The sequence below is a fragment of the Candidatus Melainabacteria bacterium genome, assembly GCA_003963305.1.
GTDB lineage: Bacteria > Cyanobacteriota > Vampirovibrionia > Obscuribacterales > Obscuribacteraceae > PALSA-1081.
Genome location: RXJR01000033.1, coordinates 95263 through 111562, shown reverse-complemented (window position 1 = coordinate 111562; position 16300 = coordinate 95263). Strand labels below are relative to the sequence as shown.

The following is a 16300-nucleotide window of genomic DNA, read 5'->3' as shown; positions in this document are numbered from 1 at the left end:
ACCTCACACCGTGGGAAAAAGGCCAAAAAGGTAAGAAAGTGGCCTAAAGCGGGTCGGCTTTAGACCACTGTCTACTAAATGGGGGGAAGGTCAAATAATCAAACAACACGCCGGCACGTTTCCAGCAAGGGCGGAGCTTTCAAAGCAACCAATTAGTCACTTTTTTTGGACAGGATAAGAACACACGGTCTGGCGGTGAGGAACCCTTAGAGGAACCTGTAGATGTCCTATCCTCCGAAAACATGGAAACCATCCGAAACAGACAAATACAGCTCCACCGCGCTCAATCACGATGATGTTGAGCCGGATTTTCTACCTGACTCCAGACAGAATCCTCGACTGATTCTGAAAGACCTTGCCTCCGAACCACACTCGACATGGCTGCCTGCAATTCACTTGCAGCCCGATGAAAAGACAGCGAATCCCTCACTGGTTCCAGAAAAACCAGTCCAGTTCGACCATGAGCTGAATGTTGAAAAAGGCAAAGTATTTTTCGACAGAGACAATCACGTCATTCAAATAAATCGCAGCACGGGTCAGAGGCTAGCCTTCGCGTACAAAGAGGGTAGGATCAACGAAGTAACGTCGGATCGCACCCTCTCATACACCACTGACGATACCAATTGGTACTTCAATGGAAACAAAGCGCCTGTGCTGCCAGACTGGAGAGGCAGAGTGGAAACGGCACCGAACGGCACGGTAACAGTACTACGTGCAGACGAGCGGGATATCTTCCGTATCGATGGTTCTCACACAATTGAACGCAACGACAAATCGAAAATTGACTTCAACCCGGCAGACCGGCTGACTGAGATGGTGGCAGCAAACGGACGCAAAATCACACTTACCTACTCTTATGCAGGTGAGATGACATCTATGAGCGATCCCAGAGGCACCTACACTACGAAGAACGGCTACGAGTGGTATCACGGCGACCACAAACCACCACATGCACCCGATTGGTTGGGCACCGTCAGCTATTCTCACAATGGCAGCGTTTCGGAGCGCTCAGGCTCAGGACTATACAAACGCTGGAATTTTGACGGCAGCAGCGTCGCACACTACCTGAACGGACGACACCTGGATGTAGACAAACAAGGGCACGTCACCCGAATTGTCAACGCCAACCAGCAGCAAACAACCTTCCAATATGACTCGTTGGGAAAAATGACGGAGATGTCAGATCAGCGGGGCACCTATAACACCACTGATGGTATCAACTGGTACAAGAGCGCAAACACGACACGCGCTCAATCAGACTGGCGCGGCACCGTAACGGTCTCGGCCAGCTCAGGCTTAATCTCTGAGCAAAACGCAGAAACCGGTTCCGTCCACCGTTGGACACTGGACGGCAGACACCTCGCTTTCGAAAAACTGCTTCCAGTCAGCGATTTCAGCAAACGAGCCGAGCAGCTGTTTCCCCAAATTGACACAGATAAGAATGGGTATTTAAGCGGATCTGAATTAGGACGGGCACTCGAAAATCCTCGCTTCACAGGCAGAGACGCCCAGGTGGTGGCCGCTTTCTACAAGTGCCGTGATGACTTGAGAAAACTGAGCGACGACGGGCTATTTTCCGAAAGCGAGACAACCAAAGAAGACCTGCGGGAATTCGACAAACTAGCCAGGCAAGAACCAAAGAATGCACTGGTGGAGAGAGTGGAATGGTTTCTGGAACGCACCAACAACAGCCAGCGCGATACTCTGCCATGCTCGCTCTATCAGGATGAGGCGAATCCGTGCGCCAGCATCACCTACAGAGCGATAATGCAGGGGACGATTGGTGATTGCTACCTGGAAGCGGTAATTGCCTCAATAGCGGCTTCCAGCCCCGGCAAAATCCGGGACATGATCAAAGACAATGGCAACGGCACCTATACCGTCACTTTCCCTGGTGACCGCGCCAATCCGGTGACTGTCAGCGCCCCAACTGAAGCTGAAATGGGTCTCAATTCGGAGCCAGGTCAGTACGGCATCTGGCCCAATGTTCTCGAAAAGGCATTCGGGGAGTACTTTGTACAACATTCATATCTCGGCACAAAAGGCTATTCCTCAACAGAAGGTGCAGATGGCGGAGGATTCGCCTCACGGTCAACGAAGCTTTTAACGGGTAAGAAAGTGACTGAACACTGGCTGTCTGGCTGGCGAAGCTCCTCCACGAATGAAACCATCAAAGGAGAACTAACGTCCGCTTTTGCAGAGGGGCGCGCCGTCACGTGTTCAATCGGTGCAATTGCCCATGGGCAAACAAGAGACGGCTACACAAAACGCCATGTCTACAGCATTATCGGATGGGATCCGCAGGGTAAAGACGGCGGTACTTTGACGATTCGCAATCCCTGGGGCAACACAACAGACGGGCCCGGTGGCACTTCCACTATGTCTTATCGACAATATCTCAAGAATTTCAATGTCATTACGATCGAAGGAAGATAAACAAACCGCATGCACCTGACTGAACCGACTCAATCTGCCCGCGAAAGGTCATAAAAAACGCCCGCCGACTCAGTCAGCGGGCGCTTCAAGTTTTTCAGATCAGACCTTACTTAGTCGCGGTTGCTTCTTCGCTAGGCTTTTCATCGGACTTAGGCTTTTCAGCTTTTTCAGCTTTCTCGCCCTTTTCCTTTTCAGCCTTTTCAGGCTTTTCTGCTTTTTCCTTCTTAGCTGGTGCTATGTCGGCTTTCTTGTCAGACTTTTCGAATTTTATGCTTTCGCCGTCAAGCGTAGCCATAATTACGTCGCCTTCCTTGAAGCTGCCCTGTAGAACCTGTTCAGCAAGAGCGTCTTCGAGCAATCTCTGAATCGATCTGCGCAACGGACGAGCACCATATGTGGGGTTATATCCGTCTTTGGCAAGCAAGTCTTTCGCTTCATCGCTGATAACGAGCTGCATGCCTTGCGTTTTGATACGCTCCTGCAGATCCGCAGACATGATGTCGACGATCTCTCTGATTTCTTCCTTCGTCAATTGCTGGAATACGATGATTTCGTCGATTCTGTTCAGGAACTCTGGACGGAATGTTTTCTTCATCGCATCCATGACGAGGTCTTTGATCTTCTTGTACTTCTCTTCGTGAGCCTGGTTGGCTGTTGATTGTTGGAAGCCCAAGACGAGCGATGACTTGTCGATGAACTGAGCACCGACGTTCGACGTCATGATGATGATTGTGTTCTTGAAGTCGACCGTTCTTCCCTTCGAATCCGACAAACGTCCGTCGTCGAGAATTTGCAGCAGAACGTTGAACACATCGGGATGCGCTTTTTCGATTTCGTCGAAGAGCACAACGCTGTATGGTTTACGTCTGACAGCTTCGGTCAGCTGACCGCCTTCCTGATAGCCGACGTATCCTGGAGGTGAACCAATCAACTTGGAAGTTGTGTGGTGTTCCATGAACTCAGACATGTCGATACGGATGAGCGCATCTTCTGAACCGAAGAAGTAGCCGGCAAGCGCTTTTGCAAGCTCTGTCTTACCAACACCGGTCGGTCCGGAGAAGATGAAGCTTCCAATTGGTCTGGCTGGATTCTTCAAGCCGACACGGGCTCTGCGAATCGCTTTACAGACTGCTTCTACAGCTTCGTTCTGTCCAATTACGCGCTGGTGCAGTACATCTGACATGTGCAGCAAGCGTTCAGACTCGCCTTCAGTCAACTTGAGCAACGGAATACCAGTCCAGGTGCTGACTACATGCGCTACTTCTTCTGCAGTAACAACAGGCTTTTCAGATTCCTGCTTGGTCTTCCAGGCAGCTTGCACTTCGCGAATCTTCTCGGAGAGCTTGGTTTCTTGCTCGCGCAATGATGCCGCTTTCTCGAATTCTTGATTGCGAATAGCCATTTCTTTGTCGCGACGAACCTGACGCAACTCTTTCTCGACTTCTTTGCCTTCGGCAGGAAGCGAGCTAGCGCGCAGTCTCACGCGTGATGAGGCTTCGTCGATCAAGTCGATCGCTTTATCTGGAAGATAACGATCGCTGATGTATCTATCGGAAAGCTTTGCCGCTTGGTCGATAGCTTCTTCTGAGATGACGAGGCGGTGATGCTCTTCATACTTCGGACGCAATCCGCGCAGAATCTCGATCGTTTCTTCGACTGAAGGCGGATCGATAATTACTGGTTGGAAACGGCGTTCGAGAGCGGCATCGCGTTCGATGTGCTTACGATATTCATCCATCGTTGTGGCACCGATACATTGCAGCTCACCTCTTGCCAGGGCAGGCTTGAGGATGTTGGCAGCGTCGATGGCGCCTTCAGCAGCACCTGCTCCGATCAACGTGTGCAACTCGTCGATGACTAGCATGACGTTTCCGGCAGCGCGAATTTCGTCCATGATCTTCTTCAGACGTTCTTCAAATTCGCCTCGATACTTGGTTCCTGCAACCAGAAGACCGATGTCGAGCATGACGATCTTCTTGTCGGAGAGGATGTCTGGAACGTCTGAGTTGGCGATGCGGATAGCGAGACCTTCTGCAATGGCAGTCTTACCAACACCAGGTTCACCGATCAGGACAGGATTATTCTTCGTGCGTCGTCCAAGAATTTGAATGACACGCTCGATTTCCTTTTCACGACCGACAACTGGGTCAAGACGCGCTTCCTGAGCAGCTTGTGTCAGGTTCAAGCCAAATTCGTCCAGAGTCGGAGTCTTAGAACGTCCGGTGCCTGTCGTTGTCGAGCTGCCTGCCGTAGCTGCGCCACTTTCGCCTAACAAGCGAATCACGTGACTGCGCACCTTAGTCAGGTCGACTCCCAGATTCTCGAGCACTCTGGCAGCTACTCCTTCGCCCTCACGAATCAAGCCAAGCAGCAGATGTTCAGTACCGATGTAGTTGTGACCAAGCTGTCGAGCTTCGTCCCAGGATAACTCCAAAACTCGCTTGGCACGCGGAGTAAAAGGGATTTCTACTGCAACGAAACCGGAGCCTCGTCCAATAATTTTTTCCACTTCGACACGCGCGTCTTTGAGATTTACTCCCATAGACTTCAGCGTCTTCGCAGCGATCCCAGTGCCCTCGCCAATTAAACCAAGCAAGATCTGCTCTGTGCCGACAAAGTTATGACCCAGTCGGCGCGCTTCTTCTTGCGCAAGCATTATTACTTTGATCGCCTTTTCGGTGAATCTTTCAAACATGGCGCTTTGCGCCTCCCTAGACTCCGATAATGTGATTACATTCTAACTCACGTATGCGCCTCTCGTTTCGCACGAATGGCGAGTGATTGCGAATATCGTGAAGTTTTAGGTTTGCCAGAAACCGGCTAATTGCAGAGTTTTCCGCGCCGGTGCACGAAACAGGCTGTAAAGAGAACCTGTCGATGTGTTGATAGTATCCAATCGTAGAGCCAATATCGGCAATGTGTTCCAAAAATTTTTGTCTTTCATCTCAAGCAACAGATATAAGTCTGCTATCTACTTGAGTATCAAATCGGATACCAGTTGCATGACAACCTTGGCTGGGAGCTGGCTTATTTACTGGGTTCGATAATACTTTCGAGCCAGACCAAAATCTCGTTGCAACATAAGGAGCGTTGTCTCTCGTTCATGCGCTTGCCGGTGTTATCGCTAGATTCAAAAATTCGTTCCATCTGATATTGGCTCAGGAAGCCGCTTTAAGAGACTCTATCCAGAGACATCAAGAGACATTCCACGCCAAATTTTCTAGTCAGGTCTTCGCTTAGAGTGTCCGCATAAACATCAAAACTATTTCTGAATTGTTCAGCAGAGATGCCCTCGACGAGGGTGCGAAGTTTGCTGAGCACTTGTGCAGCCAGTAGCTGATTTACTTCCTGTGGCGACTTTCCGAGCATCAGTTCAGCAGCTCTTGCAACCGACTCGACATCAGATTTGACCTTGATCTGGGCTGACAACTCGATTTGAAGGGGCACCCCATCAGCGCTTATCAAAGGTGCTTCGGTTTTGATTTGCACCGTTCTCACATCCAGACCGAGATAATGCACTTGCTGAATCAGCGGAAGCACAACGGCGCTCCCACCCAGGATAACTCTGTAAGAGAGCCCTTCACTAGCGGAGGAAGCTCCTGAAACAATCATTGCTTGATTGGGCGGACACTTCTTCAAGGTAGATGCAAACACAACCGACAATACAAGAAGCAAAACAAGGGCAAAAGATGCAGCTACGAGCGGAAACACATCCAACATATAAGCGCTTTCTCCTTAGTTCACATTTTTACGTCGCAAACTTTGAACAGATCACCGGAGCTGAAGCCCGTAACCACGCCCACCGTTTGGGCCGCGCCATCGGTCGTTAAATCACAAACAAGGTACTTCACCAGAAGCACGCAATAGGCAACACTGAGGGCGATGTATGACTCGCTGCCACCTGACTTGAACTGATGGCAGATCATTCCAATCGCTTCCAGCGCCGGCAGCTCAGCCCTGGCATCATCATAGTCAAACCGGTTGTTGCCATATATCCACTCGAGCGTCTCATCTCCAGCTTTGTATTCACTGAAAAGAACCAGATACAACCGTGCATATTCGGCGATGATTCCGCTGGTCTCTGGATCTTCGACAAATTCCTCCGAAATTCCAAAATACAACGCTCGCGTGTCGAACTGAGCGGGACGTTCAGACCAGAGCCTCTTAAACCAGTCTTTTGCAGAGACCATATCGGCACTAAAATCCAATTGCTTCAAAGGCGACAAATCACTTTCTGGAAGCCATTCCTGAACTCGATCGACAAGGCGCAACATCGACGACTCAAAATTTGCTGAAGCTTGTGCTTCTCGCTCCATCTCTGCATAAAAAACTGCGAAATCGAACTTCATGTCACCTCCTGCAAAAAAGAAAGCCCCAGAGAGAATCAAGGGCTTCCTAAATATTCAACTGTCGAAGCTGGTCGCTGCTACACCTTCACGGGAGTAGGCGCAGCCGCTTCTTCGGGCTTTGCAGGCTGTTGTTGACCGGCGTATTTTTCTTCGCCTGTAACAAGCTGTGCAAAAGTACATTCCTTGTTCGAGCAAGCGATCTGGTCGCCGCGCTTCAAGGTTTTGTAGACGAGCATCGTATTGCAAGTCGGGCACAAATTGCCGCCTCCAGGACCGCCTGAGATCAAAGGCGGATACCAGAATGCAGATGTGCACTGGTTTTGCGAATAGTTACTGCAGCCGTAGAAGATTTTTCCTCTTCTGGATTTCTTCTCAACAATCTGACCATCACAGTCTTCGCGTGGACAAAGAACACCAGTGACCTTGAGAATCGGACGTTGCTCGGTGCACTCCTCTTTACTGCAAGCCAGGTAGTCTCCGTATCTTCCGTAACGGATCAACATCGGCGAGCCGCAAGTTTTGCAAATTTCTTCGCTTGGACGATCTTCTGGAACCGGCAAACCATCGCGGGTAAGCGCGATCTTGGTTTTACATTCAGGATACCCGATGCAGCCAAGGAATTGACCAAAACGTGAAGAACGCTGAGCCATAGCCTGTCCGCAAAGAGGACACTTCTGGTCTGTCAGAATGACGACCTTGTTCATGTTCTCTTCGGCCTTCTTCAACGTTTCATTGAAAGGCTGATAGAACAGCTTGAGCATGCCGTGCCAGTCGACTTTGTCTTCTTCAACCTGGTCGAGCTTTTCTTCCATTTCGGCTGTGAAACCAACATCGACAATCGAACCGAAATGCTCGACAAGCAGCAAATTGACTGCTTTTCCAAGCTTCGTTGGAATCAAGGTCTTCTGTTGTTTTTCCACATATTTACGGTCAACGATTGTTGCTACCGTAGCCGCATACGTAGATGGACGACCGATGCCCAGTTCTTCCAGAGTCTTTACCAGACTGGCTTCCGAATATCGCGGTGGAGGCTGAGTGAAGTGCTGACCGGGCAGAACTTCTTTCAACTTCAGCGCTTCACCCTTACTCAAATCAGGCAGGTTCTGCGCTTCATCTTCGCTGCCTTGCTCACCAGTTGATTCCGAGTCGGGATCATTGGTCTTCGGGCGATTGTAGACTATCGTGTAACCAGCGAATTTGATTTCAGAAGCAGAAGCACGGAAAAGCGCTTGTCCAGCGGTAATCTCAACAGCTCTGGTGAGAATTTCTGCTGAAGCCATCTGGCTTGCCATGAATCTTTCCCAGATGATTTTGTACAACTTGAATTGATCGTTCGATAGATACGACTTGATCGATTCAGGTGTACGCTCTACTCCAGATGGGCGAATCGCTTCGTGAGCGTCTTGCATGCTCTTGGCTTTGCGAGAGTATATGCGAGGCTTATCCGGACAATAGTCTTTGCCGAATCGCTCGGTAATGTACTTCAACGCTTCTTCCTGGGCTTGCGGAGAGACGCGTGTAGAGTCGGTTCTCATGTAGGTGATCAAACCAACAGGTCCCTCAGGAAGTTCAACCCCTTCATAGAGAGACTGGGCAATCTGCATAGTCTTCTTCACAGCGAAACCGACGTGTGTGGCGGCTTCACGTTGTAGCGTAGAAGTGATGAACGGTGGCAGCGGTGAGCGCTGACTGGTTTTTTCCGTCACCGCAGTGACTACGAAATCTTCCTTGCTCAGCTCTGAAACAATCTTCTTTGCCTGCTTTTCAGAATCAATAACCATCGACTGAGCGGTAGCTTTGTCTGATGCAGCGATGATGCGTTTACCGTTGTATTTGTTCAACGGCGCTATGAAAGACTGCTTGGACTTAGGTCTTGCCAGTTCGGCTTTAATTGACCAGTATTCCTTCGGCTCGAAACTTTCAACTTCTGCTTCGCGCTCGCAGATCAGACGAACGGCAACAGATTGCACACGGCCAGCCGATTTGCCGTTCACCTTGCGCCAGAGAAGCGGCGAGATTTTGTAGCCGACTAATCTATCTAATACGCGTCGAGCTTGCTGCGCATCGACAAGATTCTTGTCTATCTTACGAGGCGACTTCATTGCCGCCAGTACAGCATCTTTTGTAATTTCGTTGAACTCGATGCGATGCAACTTCTTGCCCGGTAAATCCAGCACTTCAGATAAGTGCCAGGCAATCGCTTCCCCTTCGCGGTCAGGGTCGGGCGCCAGGAAGACTTTGTCTGCTGCTTTCGCTGCGTCGCGCAGCTCTTCGACTATCGCTTCTTTGTCGTGCAATATTTCATACATCGGCTCGAAGTTTTTTCTGACATTGACGCCCAGCTTATTGCGAGGCAGGTCTCGCACGTGTCCGATACTTGCCTTCACCGTGAAATCTTTTCCAAGGATCTTGCTGATCGTTTTTGCTTTGGCGGGGGATTCGACTATAACTAACGATTTAACCATTGCACGTCTTTGTGTTCATATAAAAGGATGGGATGACGAAGATGCCGGAACCTGTCAAGGTGTCTTGACGGGCTGAAGTATAACACGAGAGTCAATACCCCCTTTCTGGAACTGCCTATCTTGCGGGGTCTCCAGAGACGACCTGAATCGACCCTGGATTTTGGCAGCCCTTCGACTTACCGACTTCCATAAGCGTTGTACCAAACCTTTTGGCTATTCACTACCTTAGAGAATTTTAAGCTGGCTATTCTGGAGGCTTTTCAGCTTCGAAATCAAGATGCCTGACTCAACTCCAAAGGCGGTCAACTTTGCTTTTCGGCCACTTTCCATATAAAAGGATGGGGAATTTTTTTCGCCGTCTTCAGATGCCTTAACTTCATCAACATAATCAAGCTCTACTACTAAATGGTCCAGTTGGTCGAAGTAACTGCTTGAATCGACCTTGAAGAGATGCGCCCACTCAAATACAGCAATCATCTTCTGGTCGATAAACTGGTCCAGCTCTATCGCCAGAGCGTCGGCGACCGACTGCGAATCTTCCGACAAACGATACAAATCGAGGTGGTAGAGCGCCATGCGCCCCGAATGGTATTCATTCATCATCGTAAAAGTCGGGCTGCTTACGGTTTCTGTTACACCGAGCGCCCTGGCAAGGCCCTGCACGAGCGTAGTTTTGCCTGCGCCCATGGGCCCGTTCAAGGCGATGATGGCGCGCGTGGTGACAGCGTCTGCTAAAGCCCGTCCCAAAATAAGCGTGGCCTGATGGTCGGGAAGCAGGATGTTTAGCGAGTTAATAGTTGGTCTCAGCCCAGGACGGTGCGAGTTTTGACCCGGATATGTCCAGGTGGGGAACCTCCTTAACGCTCTTCCGTTTCCTAATTCCCAAATTCGAAGTGTCTACACACAACGCTCGGGCTCATAGGTATACGTACTCGTCTCGAGCCAGCTCCCCAATATACTCGATTTGTAGGACAAAACTTTTTAGAGCTCTGTCCAAGACCGAGACTAACTGAATCATAGAAAAATGATCAGAGCCTGTCAACCGAAATATACAGGACCGCATCTGTACATCTTTGAATTAATCGACCAGCAGCCGTTTTATACGCTCTTTGTATTTTGTTTCCAACTCTGAAATTTCAATCTCAGCTGGAAAATCGTACGACCGACCGGCTTGACAAATCGGCTCAGAGACTTGCTTCACACCATCTTGAACTGTAACCGAGGGAGTCATGTGATTGAGTTCGTAAACCGCGTTCGCTGCATCTCTGCCGTTGTATTTCTTCCTGGTCAGTTCCGTAAAATTCTCATCCCAGCGTAAACAGACAGAACTACGCTTATCTGACACTCCAAGCCGTTCTTCGTCAGTCGCAGGATCGAACGATTGCCAGAACTCTGTTTGCAATTTAGCTAACTCATGCTTAGCCGGAAGTATGTACTCTCTGCCTGCATAATATATGGGATCGACCAGAACCTTTCTGCCATCACGATCTTCATAGCGCGGCAAGAGATCATTGACGGCATAGATAGCGTCAATCGGGTGCATGCCACCATATTTGATCTCCGCAAGCCGCCAGAACGTATCACCCTTCTGCAAAACAACTCTCGTCGTTTCATGCGGTTCTCCAACTCGTTTTCTTAATTCATTCAGATCGGCAGACATAGCACGCTACTTGATTAGAGCACCACGAACGGTGCCTTCGCGCACCTGCAGCGGGCGCTGGTTGTGGGCTTTTTGCACCAACTTACCTGTATCTTCTTGCTCACGCGCATCTTCCGCATCATCGTTCTCGAAGCTGCGATGATCGGTAAAATGAGCGACACTATTATGCACATCGACATCATTATTCGACCGGCCATAATAGCGAACGAAGAGCCCCGTACCCTCAGGACGAAGTCGGGCACTGCCCGGCAGCGATTTCATCAGTAATTGCGCTTCCAAATTGGAGGCAATTTCGTCTAGTGAAAACTCATGATCGAGCGACCATCTCTTGTATGAATCCGACTTCTCGGCTGCCGCATCACGCTCATGCTTAGCAGCTTCTTCCGCCTCTTTGCGCATTTGCTCGATTTGCAATTTTCGGTTTTCTATAGCCGTAAATGGATTCTCAAAAGGGCGCATACGCATAGGACTGTTGAGCGCTTCATTGATCGCATCTTGCGCATTACGTTCAATAATTTTGGCACGCGTCTCGCCGCCTCGTACCATCGTAGCGGCGATCGACTCAGCGTACTGGCGATGACGGCTCTTTTCACGCTCTACCTGACTGCGAATAACTCTCACCACCGCCCCGTGCCCACTTTCCTTCGGCACAGTGATTCCCAACCGCTCAGCAGCTGAAATCGGCTCATTCTCCTCACTTTCACATGGGGGAGGTGCTCCATGCAATCGGTAAGTCATCAAAGCCTTGCGGCAATATCCAGAGACGGGTCCGTACGGGTCGAGCCTGTAAGCCAGGTTATATTCTTCCATCGCTTGCGGATGCTTCTTTTCATAGACGAGAGCGTTGGCTAAAAAGTAATGAACCGACGCATCGCGAGGGTGTTCCACAGCTGATTGCCTGAAACATTCTTCTGCCTGAGAGTATTGCCCCAGCTCCATGAACCGCTGCCCCTTCTGCATGAGGGTCATCGGAGCGCTTGCCGAACCAGCCGGATAGAGCGCCGCTGGAGTCATGGCCGGCGCAGCACAAGAATACGCCAGGGAAATCGCCCCCTGTATCAAGATGTTTGCAATCGTGCGGTGGATCGATAGTGCCATGCGGTCAGCTTTAGCGGTGCTTCTAGTTTACTCCCACTCTTTGACAAGTGCACTATAAATTTTCGAGCTGATAAACTGGATTGGTTGAGGAACTGACCGATTGAACTCCATGAAAAAGCCTTCTCTTCTAATAATTTTGATCTGTGCAACGCTCCCGCTATTAACCAATCCGGCTCCGGCCCAGGTTGATGCGATACCTGATCCTCATCAGGACTTTTATGAACGGTCAAGGCCAAAAAAGCCACCTGAAATTATCCAATCACCTGCACTCGCTCCTGATGTGCCGGTGATGAAACCACAGGAAAAGATTCCCGCGAAGCCCGCCGTCAATGATCTCGACGATGCCATGTCAGTTCCGGATAATGGTACGAAAACCGCACCCGATCAGTCCACAAGCTCGCCAGCCGACGCCGCGACATCCACACCTTCGCCGGCAGTAACTCATCCGGAATTGATGCCGCGCCCTCCCATTCCCACACCACCTGCAGTGTCACTACTGGCACCACTAAACGGTGGACAATTAAAAGACAACCTCTCGTGGAGAACACGCGCTTACAAACTGAGATCGGAGAGCCCCGACGCACACGGCGGTCTGGTAAAGGCGTCGAGGCTGGTAAACGCCAGCTTCGAGGACACAACTGCGGCGGTCACAGCGGCATGCTCGGCAAAAGGATTCGTAATCGACGACATGTATGACTCAGCCGGACAGATCCTTGCTCATCCAGCAGACAGCGCCCCGGAAAGATCACGCATCATCATCTCGGTTAAACCGATTTCCAAAACAACCACGCTCGTGCGCATCGGACTTGATGCAGACAACCGCTCCAGGCAAAATACATTCGACGATTTGTTGAATTACGTCGAATCGTCCATAAGCGACAAGGGATTACTCTAGTTGGCTAAAACAGAACATCCGTACATACTCGGAATTACGGGAACGATTTCTTCCGGCAAATCACTGGTTGGAAAGCTCTTAGCTGAGCGAAACGTGCCTGTTTTCGATTCGGATAGCATCGTTCACGACCTGCTCCGTCTTGAGACGCCCACTAGAAAGGCAGTAGTGGAGCGCTTCGGCGAGAACATCGTAGATCCGGAAAGGAATGGAGCTATCGATCGCGTCAGGCTTGGAAAAGTTGTCTTCTCAGATACAACGGCGCGAAAAGACCTGGAGGCAATCGTGCACCCGGCTGTCATTAAAGAAACTCGGCGACGAATTAATGAATTGCCGGAGAACTCGATTGCAGCAGTATTAGCACCACTTTTGTTCGAAGCCGGTCTGCAGAACGAATACAATGAGATATGGGCGGTTACGACCGACCTGGAAACATTGAAACAGCGTTTGCGACAACGAGACAATCTCTCCGATTCAGAAGTGGAAAAAAGACTGGCTGCCCAATGGAGCCAGGAGAAAAAGGCATCCCTCTCCGACGCCGTTATAGACAACTCAGGCACACCCCAGAACACTGCGCAACAAGTTGATCTTCTCCTTGAAAAAATCAAACATAAGCTCGAACTTGAACGCGTCCAGTAAATGTTTACTGGCAATCGTCCTGTTCGTGGCAAGCCTTGCAACGGCTCACAGCCCCGTTTTCGCAGCCGAGAAGGCAGAGCCCGGGTACGAATTGACTCAAAAAAGTTTGTTAGTTGGAAACATTACAATGCGGGTCTATCCGAAAGCGATACAGATTATCGAACACGGGCGCGGTTTAATCTACTCGAGTCGGGCACCCGAATGGAAACTACAAATTCTCAATCCATCCGCAAAGACTTATTTCGAAGGCAACATCGACAATTTCACGGCCACCTTGACTCAGGGCGTAACTCTATTCACCGGCAGAATGCTCTCAGATGCAAAATATTCGCCGCCTAAGAAACAACCCGACGGACTGCTTCTCTATACAACATCACCTGAATATCTAAAACGGGCTACGGAAGCCAGAAAAAACGTAACTAACAGCAGCGGAAATCCCAAAACTATCGATGTCTGGGTTAATCCTGCTATTCCGGCGCCACCGCGAGCAGTGGCGCTGCTGGGACGAGTGTTCGGACTGGCAAGCCCACCCGGAATTCCTGTCAGAGTGCGCTACAAAGATTTCGACGACGAAGAAAAAGTCTACCTTAGAACAATGACTTATGCCAAAAAGCAATTCACGGATGCAGACTTTGAAAAACGGCTTCCATCATGGACACGGGTAGCGACCTCGAGCGCTGCCTGTCAATCCAAAGATCAAGAGGAAGCCGTCAAAGATATGCTCGGAGATTTTGGCGATGGTCTGGGCAATAATCACAAACACTAGTCTTGATGCAGCTTCAATTGCATCAGAGCTTCGTCGACGTACTTACCATCCACCTTCAAAGCAGCCGGCTCGACTCCATATTTCTCGAAACCAAGCGATTTATACAACTTCGTCGCTGGTTTGTTGGGAATGGTCACGGTTAATTTCAGATATTCCAGATCAGGCAATTCCTGTGCATACATAATCGATGCCACCATAAGCTGCCGAGCAATACTCCGACCGCGATACTCAGGCAACAGGTACAAGCCCCAAAGTGTGCCCTGATGGCGCATTTTCTTGGTTTTTTGACGCACAAAGCCAATATATCCAATCAAATCTGGACAGAATGCACCCAGCACAAAATTATCGTCGTTGCAGACAAGCCGTCCAGCTACCTCTTTCGGATCAAGCGCCGTCGATTCATCATAATCAGCGCCAAAAGAATGCGGCTCATCCTTAAGAGCCTTCAAGCGCAGCGTCCAGAAAATATCCACGTCCTTTTCGGAAAGTAACTTGATCACTAGCTCTTCCGGTGCCTTGTTCTTCTTTTCTGATGCTTTGTTTTTCACAATACCCACTCACATTGTTCTGTCTGCAGTGCAAACAGTATAAAGCTCGCACAACTCATATAGTTGTTGATTGCCGTGACAGGATGTAACACGACATCGCCACCAAACGGTAGCAATCAAAAACGCTTCCAGCCAAAAACAAGGCAAAAGCCTGGTTTTCTGGGCATCAACGCCCAACACCCGCTGCCAAGAAGTGATAGCTTGCGAGAACCGTTATGAATGAGTTTTTGCATAAAAACAAAAGTACCTATTACTTATGCGCATCGAAATGAGCAAAACTGTTGTCATTGTCTCTCAAGTTGTTTTTCTCGAAATCCACTCAAACCGATTCCTTCGCGTCGAGTTCAAGCCATTCATGCTCAGCCACGCTGTGTTGATTTGGACTGGATTGGCTTAACGACCCGAGACTAGCAGCTTCAAAACTTTCACACATCGTTTCCTAGCCCTGGGGAATCCCCAAGGAGGAGAACGCTATAGAACTCACATAAATCTGAGGAATCAGACCATGCTCATGTCCAACCGCAATCGTCTTGCTTCGAACCGTCTCTTCGGCATCGACGTCTCACATCACAACGGCATCATCGACTGGAACAAGGTCAAGAATGCCGGTGTCAACTTCGTTTTCATCAAGGCGTCTGAAGGTCTCACGCTCGGCGACGATCAGTATGCCACCAACATCGCCCGGGCTCGTGCTCTCGGCATTCCCGCCGGCGCATACCACTTCTTCATCCCGACGTCGTCTGTGTCGCAGCAGGTGACCAACTTCTGCAACCAGGTAGGCAGCCTCAAGTCTGGCGATTTGCCGCCGGTACTCGACGCCGAAGTGCCCTCGCGGTGGATCACTGCGCCGGACGAAGCGGCTCACATGCAGGCGGCGTGGCTCACCATGACCGTCGACCAGCGTGTGGCGAAGATCGTCGAATGGATGGATGGCGTCGAGAAACAGCTCGGTGTCACCCCTATTCTCTACGCGAGCTCGAGCTTCGTGCGCGATATCCTGGGCGGATCGCCGAAGCTGAAGAAGTACCTGCTCTGGGTCGCTCACTACAAGGTGACGGCACCGACCGTGCCCGCGCCCTATTCGGACTGGACTTTCTGGCAGGACTCCGAGACTGGCACCGTCGCCGGTATCACTGGCAACGTCGACACCGACTGGTTCAACGGGTCAGCGGCACAGTTAAACGCGCTCAAGAAGACCGTTCTGCCGTTCAGCACGCGCGTCGCCAACGGTGTGCGTGGATTCTTCCGCGCCATCTTCGGCTGGCTCTTCAGCTAATTATGCTTGGCAGCAGCTTGAAACTTGAAAACAAGACGCTGATGCCCAGTCCACTTTCGACAAAAGCTTGTATCCCTTACGGGCACAGGCTTTTGTCTTTTTCCCTTTATCTACTATAAATTATAAAATAAAAGAAGCTGTTGAAGAGTTGAGCAGATTGAAATCGCGTTC

13 protein-coding genes are annotated in these 16300 nt (G+C 50.2%); 5 read left to right on the top strand and 8 right to left on the bottom strand.

Features of this window, described 5'->3' with window-relative positions:
• Positions 1–222 precede the first annotated feature (222 nt).
• Entirely contained in the window at positions 223–2436 is a 2214-nt protein-coding gene (locus tag EKK48_29700) for a hypothetical protein (GenBank protein RTL35339.1), read from the top strand.
• A gap of 106 nt (positions 2437–2542) precedes the next feature.
• On the opposite strand, the gene EKK48_29695 is transcribed toward EKK48_29700, so the two are convergent.
• From EKK48_29695 to EKK48_29665, 7 genes are all read right to left on the bottom strand, one after another.
• Positions 2543–5131, bottom strand: a complete 2589-nt coding sequence (locus EKK48_29695; protein RTL35338.1) for an ATP-dependent Clp protease ATP-binding subunit — start codon at positions 5129–5131, stop codon at positions 2543–2545.
• A 476-nt stretch (positions 5132–5607) separates the two neighbouring features.
• On the bottom strand, positions 5608–6156 hold the full coding sequence (locus tag EKK48_29690; GenBank protein ID RTL35337.1) for a hypothetical protein: 549 nt from the start codon (positions 6154–6156) through the stop codon (positions 5608–5610).
• A 20-nt stretch (positions 6157–6176) separates the two neighbouring features.
• A complete protein-coding gene (locus tag EKK48_29685; protein ID RTL35336.1) occupies positions 6177–6785 on the bottom strand; it encodes a hypothetical protein in 609 nt (202 codons plus the stop codon).
• Between the two features lie 77 nt (positions 6786–6862).
• On the bottom strand, positions 6863–9250 hold the full coding sequence (gene topA / locus EKK48_29680) for a type I DNA topoisomerase (protein RTL35335.1): 2388 nt from the start codon (positions 9248–9250) through the stop codon (positions 6863–6865).
• Between the two features lie 225 nt (positions 9251–9475).
• A complete protein-coding gene (gene tsaE, locus EKK48_29675) occupies positions 9476–10045 on the bottom strand; it encodes a tRNA (adenosine(37)-N6)-threonylcarbamoyltransferase complex ATPase subunit type 1 TsaE (protein RTL35334.1) in 570 nt (189 codons plus the stop codon).
• Positions 10046–10328: 283 nt separating this feature from the next.
• On the bottom strand, positions 10329–10910 hold the full coding sequence (locus EKK48_29670; protein RTL35333.1) for a LysM domain-containing protein: 582 nt from the start codon (positions 10908–10910) through the stop codon (positions 10329–10331).
• A gap of 6 nt (positions 10911–10916) precedes the next feature.
• Complete coding sequence (locus EKK48_29665) at positions 10917–12008, bottom strand: tetratricopeptide repeat protein (protein RTL35332.1); 1092 nt, start codon at positions 12006–12008, stop codon at positions 10917–10919.
• Between the two features lie 100 nt (positions 12009–12108).
• Between EKK48_29665 and EKK48_29660 the strand changes: the two genes are divergently transcribed.
• From EKK48_29660 to EKK48_29650, 3 genes are all read left to right on the top strand, one after another.
• Positions 12109–12903, top strand: a complete 795-nt coding sequence (locus EKK48_29660; protein RTL35331.1) for a hypothetical protein — start codon at positions 12109–12111, stop codon at positions 12901–12903.
• Complete coding sequence (locus EKK48_29655) at positions 12904–13539, top strand: dephospho-CoA kinase (protein RTL35330.1); 636 nt, start codon at positions 12904–12906, stop codon at positions 13537–13539.
• A gap of 127 nt (positions 13540–13666) precedes the next feature.
• A complete protein-coding gene (locus EKK48_29650; GenBank protein ID RTL35329.1) occupies positions 13667–14305 on the top strand; it encodes a hypothetical protein in 639 nt (212 codons plus the stop codon).
• On the opposite strand, the gene EKK48_29645 is transcribed toward EKK48_29650, so the two are convergent.
• On the bottom strand, positions 14302–14862 hold the full coding sequence (locus tag EKK48_29645) for a GNAT family N-acetyltransferase (GenBank protein RTL35328.1): 561 nt from the start codon (positions 14860–14862) through the stop codon (positions 14302–14304). The two genes, EKK48_29650 and EKK48_29645, sit on opposite strands and share 4 nt — an antisense overlap.
• Positions 14863–15358: 496 nt before the next feature.
• On the opposite strand from EKK48_29645, the gene EKK48_29640 reads away from it, so the two are divergent.
• Positions 15359–16129, top strand: coding sequence for a hypothetical protein (locus tag EKK48_29640; protein ID RTL35327.1), 771 nt, complete (start codon positions 15359–15361; stop codon positions 16127–16129).
• Positions 16130–16300 lie beyond the last annotated feature (171 nt).